Source organism: Streptomyces sp. NPDC101152, from assembly GCF_044768275.1.
GTDB lineage: Bacteria > Actinomycetota > Actinomycetes > Streptomycetales > Streptomycetaceae > Streptomyces.
This window is the reverse complement of sequence record NZ_JBIWPO010000152.1, coordinates 1-1,011: the sequence shown is the minus strand read 5'-3', so window position 1 is coordinate 1,011 and position 1,011 is coordinate 1. Positions and strand designations below refer to the sequence as shown.

Below are 1,011 nucleotides of genomic sequence, written 5' to 3'. Positions count from 1 at the left end.
GGACGGGTGGCGGAGGTGCGGACGACGAGGGTGGGCGGGATGACGATGTGCGGGATCTCCTCGGCCGCCGGGACTCCCGTGTCGGGGTCACCGACGATCCCGATCAGCGCCCGCAGCGCACGCCGGCCCAGCTCGTCGAAGTCCTGACGGACACTGGTCAGCGCCGGACCGAAGTACTCCGTCTCCGGCATGTCGTCGAAGCCGACCACACTGATGTCCTCCGGCACCCGCCGCCCCGCCTGCTGCAACGCCCGCAACAGACCCAACGCCATCTGGTCGTTCGCACAGAACACCGCGGTCACCCGGTCATCGGCCGCGATCCGCCGGCCCAGCTCGAACCCGGTCCGCGCCGTCCAGTCCGTGCCCGCCAACGGCTCCACCACCGGCGCACCCCGCCGCAGCAGCGTGGCCCGCCACCCGGCCTCCCGCTCCTGCGCATCCAGCCAGGACCGCGGCCCCAGCAGATGGTGCACCGTGCGATGCCCGAGATCCAGCAGATAGGTGGTGGCCAGCTCGGCGCCCGCCTCGTTGTCCACGGCCACCGACGCCAACGCGGTGTGGGTGCCGCAGCCGACCGCCACCAACGGCACGTCCGCCGGCACGTTCGCCAGCGCACCCACCGCGGCCGTCTGCGGAGCGATCACGATGATCCCCTCCACCCCCTGACCCCGCAGCCGGTCCACCGCGTCCAGCACCGAACGCCGGTCCAGCGAACCCACCGCGGCCACCGTCACGAAGTACTCGTGCTGCCGCGCCGCCTGCTCGATCCCGTACAACATGCACGCCGGCCCGTACAACGTCGTGTTGAAACTGATCACACCCAGCGTGCGGGTCCGCCGGGTCGCCAGCGTCCGCGCGGCCGCGTTCGGCCGGTACCCCAGCTCCTGCACCGCCGCCAGCACCCGGTCCCGGGTCACCGGCCGCACATTCGGATGATCATGCAGCACCCGCGAGACCGTCTGATGCGACACCCCCGCAAGCCGCGCCACATCCGCCATCACCGGCGCACGC

1 protein-coding gene is annotated in these 1,011 nt (G+C 72.2%); it reads right to left on the bottom strand.

Going from position 1 to position 1,011, the window contains the following annotated elements:
• On the bottom strand, nt 1–1,011 hold a 1,011-nt coding region (locus tag ACIRVK_RS45585), incomplete at both ends, for a substrate-binding domain-containing protein (RefSeq protein WP_404258079.1).